General features: G+C 69.5%; 3 protein-coding genes and 2 pseudogenes. 1 reads left to right on the top strand and 4 read right to left on the bottom strand.

Features of this window, described 5'->3' with window-relative positions; translation table 11 throughout:
- Together O3Q52_RS47525 and tkt are read right to left on the bottom strand one after the other, a co-directional pair.
- A pseudogene (locus O3Q52_RS47525) lies at positions 1–512 on the bottom strand (transaldolase family protein); the annotation flags it as partial.
- A 19-nt stretch (positions 513–531) separates the two neighbouring features.
- Positions 532–2,607: a transketolase gene (gene tkt, locus O3Q52_RS47520; protein WP_269654689.1), complete on the bottom strand. Its 2,076-nt coding sequence runs from the start codon at positions 2,605–2,607 to the stop codon at positions 532–534.
- 146 nt (positions 2,608–2,753) lie between these two features.
- On the opposite strand from tkt, the gene O3Q52_RS47515 reads away from it, so the two are divergent.
- Positions 2,754–3,695 (top strand): AraC family transcriptional regulator, encoded by a 942-nt coding sequence (locus O3Q52_RS47515; RefSeq protein ID WP_269654688.1) that lies wholly within the window; start codon positions 2,754–2,756, stop codon positions 3,693–3,695.
- Positions 3,696–3,770: 75 nt separating this feature from the next.
- Here the strand turns inward: O3Q52_RS47515 and O3Q52_RS47510 are convergent, their stop codons facing one another.
- Positions 3,771–5,153: a glycoside hydrolase family 16 protein gene (locus tag O3Q52_RS47510; RefSeq protein WP_269654687.1), complete on the bottom strand. Its 1,383-nt coding sequence runs from the start codon at positions 5,151–5,153 to the stop codon at positions 3,771–3,773.
- 386 nt (positions 5,154–5,539) lie between these two features.
- A pseudogene (locus O3Q52_RS47505) lies at positions 5,540–5,836 on the bottom strand (2-oxoacid:ferredoxin oxidoreductase subunit beta); the annotation flags it as partial.

Below are 5,836 nucleotides of genomic sequence, written 5' to 3'. Positions count from 1 at the left end.
CCGATGACCTCGGTGATCGTGGGGAGACCGGCCCTCGTCGCCGGGATCTTGATCATCACGTTCGGGCGGTCGACCAGCTAGGCGAGCTGCTTGGCCTCGGCGACCGTCGCCGTCGTGTCGTGGGCGAGGCGCGGGTCGACCTCGATGGAGACCCGGCCGTCCCGGCCGCCGGTCGCGTCGTACACCGGACGCAGGATGTCGGCGGCGGCGCGGACGTCGGCGGTGGTCATCATCCGTACGGCCTCGTCGACCGTCACGCCGCGCGTGGCGAGGTCGGCCAGCTGCTCCTCGTAACCCTCGCCCGAGCCGATCGCGGCCTGGAAGATGGAGGGGTTGGTGGTGACGCCCACCACGTGCCTGGTCTCGATGAGCTCGGCGAGGTTGCCGGACGTGATCCGCTTGCGGGAGAGGTCGTCCAGCCAGATGGAGACGCCTTCGGCGGAGAGGTTCTTGAGGGTTTCCGCGGTCGCGGTTGCTTCGGTGGTCGCGGTTGCTTCGGTCACAGTGATCATCTTCCTTCGGGCGATCGGATCAACCGCGGACTGCGGCAAGAGATTCCCGCGCGGCGGAGGCCACGTTCTCGGGGGTGAAGCCGAACTCGGCGAACAGGGTCTTGGCGTCGGCGGAGGCGCCGAAGTGTTCGAGGGAGACGATGCGTCCGTGGTCACCGACGTACCGGTACCAGGTCAGGCCGATGCCCGCCTCGACCGCCACGCGGGCCTTCACGGACGGCGGAAGCACGCTCGCGCGGTACTCCGGCGACTGCTCCTCGAACCACTCGACGGACGGCAAGGACACCACGCGCGTTCCGACGCCCTCGGCCTCCAACTGCTCGCGGGCGGCGACGGCGAGCTGCACCTCGGAGCCGGTCGCGACGAGGATCACGTCCGGGGTCCCGGTGGAGGAGTCGCGCAGGACGTAACCACCCTTCGCTGCCTCGGGGTTGCCCTCGTACGTCGGCACGCCCTGACGGGTGAGCGCGAGGCCGTGCGGGGCCGGGTCGGTGGCGTGCCGCTTCAGGATCTCGGCCCAGGCGATCGACGTCTCGTTGGCGTCGGCGGGGCGCACGATGTTCAGGCCCGGGATGGCGCGGAGCGAGGCCAGGTGCTCGACCGGCTGGTGGGTCGGGCCGTCCTCGCCGAGGCCGATGGAGTCGTGCGTCCAGACGTACGTCACCGGCAACTGCATCAGGGCCGAAAGGCGGACGGCGTTGCGCATGTAGTCGGAGAAGACGAGGAACGTGCCGCCGTAGATCCGGGTGTTGCCGTGCAGCGCGATGCCGTTCATCTCCGCGGCCATCGAGTGCTCGCGGATTCCGAAGTGGACGGTACGGCCGTACGGGTCGGCCTCCGGCAGCGGGTTGCCCTTCGGGAGGAAGGACGAGGTCTTGTCGATGGTCGTGTTGTTCGAGCCGGCGAGGTCGGCGGAGCCGCCCCACAGCTCGGGGAGCACATCGGCGAGCGTCTGGAGGACCTTGCCGGACGCGGCACGGGTCGCGACGGACGTGCCCGCCTCGAACACCGGCAGGGCGGACTCCCAGCCCTCGGGGAGCTGACCGGCCACGATCCGGTCGAAGAGCTTGGCGCGCGCGGGCTGCGCGGTGCGCCACTCGGCCAGCTGCTTGTTCCAGGCGGCGTGCGCCTCGGCGCCCCGGTCGAGGGCCCGGCGGGCGTGGGCGAGCACCTCGTCGGCGACCTCGAAGGTCTGCTCCGGGTCGAAGCCCAGGAGGCGCTTGGTGGCCGCGATCTCGTCTGCGCCGAGCGCCGATCCGTGCGAGGCCTCGGTGTTCTGGGCGTTCGGGGCGGGCCAGGCGATGATCGTGCGCATCGCGATGATCGAGGGGCGCCCGGTCTCGGCCTTCGCCGCGGTGAGGGCCTCGTGGAGCGCGTGCGGGTCGATGTCGCCGCCGAGCGCGGGCTCGATCCGCTGCACGTGCCAGTCGTACGCCTCGTACCGCTTCAGCACGTCCTCGGAGAAGGCGGTGGCGGTGTCGCCCTCGATGGAGATGTGGTTGTCGTCGTAGACGAAGACGAGGTTGCCGAGCTTCTGGTGGCCGGCGAGCGAGGACGCCTCGGCGGAGATGCCCTCCTCCAGGTCGCCGTCGGAGACGATCGCCCAGACGGTGTGGTCGAAGGGGGACTCGCCCTCGGGGGCCTCGGGGTCGAACAGGCCGCGCTCGAAGCGGGCGGCCATCGCCATGCCCACCGCGTTGGCGACGCCCTGACCGAGGGGGCCCGTGGTCGTCTCGACCCCGGCCGTGTGCCCGTACTCCGGGTGACCGGGCGTCTTCGAGCCGTGCGTGCGGAACGCCTTGAGGTCGTCGAGCTCCAGCTCGTACCCGGAGAGGAAGAGCTGGGTGTAGAGGGTCAGCGAGGTGTGGCCGGGGGAGAGCACGAAGCGGTCGCGGCCGGTCCACTCGGGATCCGCGGGATCGTGCCGCATCACCTTCTGAAAGAGGGTGTATGCAGCCGGGGCGAGGCTCATCGCGGTGCCGGGATGACCGTTGCCGACCTTCTGCACGGCGTCCGCCGCAAGCAGACGGGCCGTGTCGACGGCTCGCCGGTCCAGATCGGTCCACTCAAAGCTGTCAGGTGTCTGCGTGCTCATCTTCAAGAAGTCCTCGGTAGAAGCCCAGTAACTGCTCGGATGCGTTCAAACTTAAAAGTCAGACTTTTGCCGGGGAAGGTGGCCCTGTGTCAGCCTTTGGTGAAAGTGGGACAACGACTGCGGGACCGAGCCGACGCGAGAGGGACATGGCGGACAGAAGCACCCAAGGCGGTGGCGGCCGTGGCGGCGATGGCCGTGTCGGCGGAGACGGTGACGCCGGCGACGGCGACGGGATCAGAACCTTTCCCTTTCCCGTCGACCTGAGCGTCTGCGGCGTCGGCATGCAGGTCGGCCCGATGGAGCCCGGCCGGACCTGGCACGCGAACGAGGCGATCGAGCGCGTCCACCGCATCGACTTCCACGTGGTCATGCTCTTCGGGGAGGGCCCGGTCCGGCACATGGTCGACTTCACCGAGTACGAGGTCTCCGCCGGTGAGCTCCTGTGGATACGCCCCGGCCAGGTCCACCGCTTCTCCAGCACGGAGGCCTACCGCGGAACGGTCCTGATCATGCAGCCGGGCTTCCTGCCCCGCGCCACGGTCGAGTCGACCGGCCTCTACCGCTACGATCTGCCGCCCCTGCTCAGGCCCGACCCGGCCCAGCTCGCCGGACTGAGGGCCGCCCTCGCCCAACTGGAACGCGAGTACGTCGACACGACCACGCTGCCGCTCAGCCTGCACACCTCCGTGCTGCGGCACTCCCTGACGGCGTTCCTGCTCCGCCTGGCCCATCTCGCCGCCAGCTCCGCCGACGCGGCACGCGACCAGGCGGACACCACCTTCACCCGCTTCCGTGAGGCGGTCGAGAAGGGCTTCGCCACCAACCACAGCGTCAGCGCGTACGCCGACACCCTCGGCTACTCCCGCCGCACCCTCGTCCGGGCGGTCCGCGCCGCGACCGGCGAGACCCCGAAGGGCTTCATCGACAAGCGGGTCGTCCTGGAGGCCAAGCGGCTCCTCGCCCACACGGACATGCCGATCGGCCGCATCGGGGTCTCGGTGGGCTTCCCCGACGCGGCCAACTTCACCAAGTTCTTCCACCAGCACACCGGGGTGGCACCGGTGGCGTTCCGGGCGGAACTGCACTGAGAAATCAGAGGAATTGGACGAATGAAAAGAGGGGGCGGGCCTGTCCGGCCCACCCCCTCTTCGCCGACTCGGCTCTCAGCGGGCGAAGTTGAACCAGTTCACGTTCACGAAGTCCGCCGGCTGGCCGCTCGTGAAGGTCAGATAGACGTCGTGCGTTCCGGTGACGCTGCTGATGTTCGTCGGGACCGTCCGCCAGCTCTGCCAGCCGCCGGTGTTGGCGAGCGCGAAGGTGCCGATCGGGGCGTTCGTACGGCTGTCCAGGCGGACTTCGACCAGGCCACTGGCGCCGCCCGCCACACCGCTCGCGACCCGGGCGCTGAACTGCCTGGCCGCCGTGGAGCCGAAGTTGACGCCCCGGAAGAGGGCCCAGTCGCCGTTGGCGAGGGCGCCGATGTTCTGGCCGCCGCCCGAGTCGGTCGTGGTCTCGGTGATCGTGCCGCTCTGACCGTCGAACGACTCGGCCTGGATCGCGCTGTACGCGTCACGGTTGCCGGTCGGCGGAGGTGTGGTGCCGCCCGCGGACTGCAGCACCTGGACGTAGTCGACGACGAGGGGATTGCCGGGCACGGTTGCGCCGTCCGGACCGCCACCGAAGGCGTCCACGAAACCGCCGCCCATCGCCACGTTCAGGATGATGAAGAAACCGTGGTTCGTGGCATTCGCCCAGGTCGTCGCATCGACCTGATTCGCCCGTACGGTGTGGTAGTTGATGCCGTCGACGTAGAAGCGGATCTCCTCCGGACTCGTCGAACGGTCCCACTCCATGCCGTACGTGTGGAATCCTGCCTGGCAGGTCGCGCCCGGGCAGGCGGTCGAGCCGCCGAGGCCGGTCGTCTCGTTGCAGGGGCCGCCCGGGTTGGTGCCGCAGTGCATCGTGGCCCACACGGTGTTGAGACCCTGGACGTTCTCCAGGATGTCTATCTCACCGACGCTCGGCCAGTTCTGGTAGTTGCCGCGGTAGGGCGCGCCCAGCATCCAGAACGCCGGCCAGTAGCCGCGGGCGGCGGCGCCCGTCACGTTCGGCATCTGGATACGGGACTGGACGCGCAGCTTGCCGCCGGCCGGCGGCTGGAAGTCGGTGCGGTTGGTCTCGATGCGGCCCGAGGTCCAGTTGCCCGCGGCGTCGCGGCGAGGGGTGATCCGGAGGTTCCCGGCGCCGTCCAGTGCCACGTTGTTGGTGCTGGACGTCATGTTCTCGATCTCGCCCGTGCCCCAGTTGGCGGGCCCGCCCGGGTAGCCGTGGCCGGTCGCGTACTGCCAGTTCGAGGTGTTGACGCCGGTGCCCGCTGAGCCGTTGAAGTCGTCGACGAAGACCTGGGTCCAGCCGCTGGGCGGCGCGGGCGCATCCGCCTCTGCCGCCGATGCCCCGGCCGCCGCCAGGCTCAACACGCTGACCAGCGCGATGAGCGTGCGCCGGAGTGGACCGCGTCTGACGGGTGTGCCTGAAGTTTCCCTCATGGGTGCCTCTTCGGGTACGGAGTGGGGGTGCGCGGGTGGTTCGGGGGTGTTCCCGAGGTGGTTCGGGGGTGTTCCGGGGTGGTTCGTGGGTACGCGAGAGCTTGTGAGAGCGCTCTCAACGCGGCCGCGCGGCCAATGTGCTCTTCGGCACTCCGGTCGTCAAGAGATAAAGCAGAGAAAGCCCTCAGGGGGCTGGGGAGTTCACACCGTGAAGGAGGGGCGGATCGGACGCGGCGTGAGAGAGCGCTCCATGCCGTTCAGTTCGTCCACGACGGGTTCCAGCCGTTGAGGCCGTCGGCCGGACGCACAAAAGCCCCCGGTACCGCGGCTCAGGCCGCGGTACCGGGGGCGTCGAAGGGTGTTCTACGAAGAGCAGGACGTCACGCTCAGCGCGAGCCGAGTACGGTCCAGGTGTCCCCGCCTGCGAGCAGTGCCGACAGGTCGCCCTTGCCGTTCTGTTCGATGGCGGTGTCGAGCTGGTCGGCCATCTGGGTGTCGTAGACCGGGCGGTCGACGGCCCTCAGGACGCCGATCGGTGTGTGGTGCAGTGTGTCCGGGTCGGCGAGCCGGGAGAGCGCGAACGCTGTGGTGGGGGAGGCGGAGTGTGCGTCGTGGACGAGGATCTGCGGCTCGTTCTCCGGGGTGACGGTGACGACCTTCAGGTCGCCGGTCACGGCGTCGCG

The sequence above is a fragment of the Streptomyces sp. ActVer genome (genome assembly GCF_027270795.1).
Taxonomy (GTDB): Bacteria; Actinomycetota; Actinomycetes; order Streptomycetales; family Streptomycetaceae; genus Streptomyces; species Streptomyces umbrinus_A.
The sequence above is the reverse complement of the archived record's forward strand: the minus strand, read 5'-3'. Positions and strand labels throughout refer to the sequence as shown.

Excerpts from the sequence above, each read along its gene's own strand:
- tkt (WP_269654689.1), bottom strand. The coding sequence starts at position 2,607 with ATGAGCACGCAGACACCTGACAGCTTTGAGTGGACCGATCTGGACCGG.
- O3Q52_RS47515 (WP_269654688.1), top strand. The coding sequence starts at position 2,754 with ATGGCGGACAGAAGCACCCAAGGCGGTGGCGGCCGTGGCGGCGATGGC.
- O3Q52_RS47510 (WP_269654687.1), bottom strand. The coding sequence starts at position 5,153 with ATGAGGGAAACTTCAGGCACACCCGTCAGACGCGGTCCACTCCGGCGC.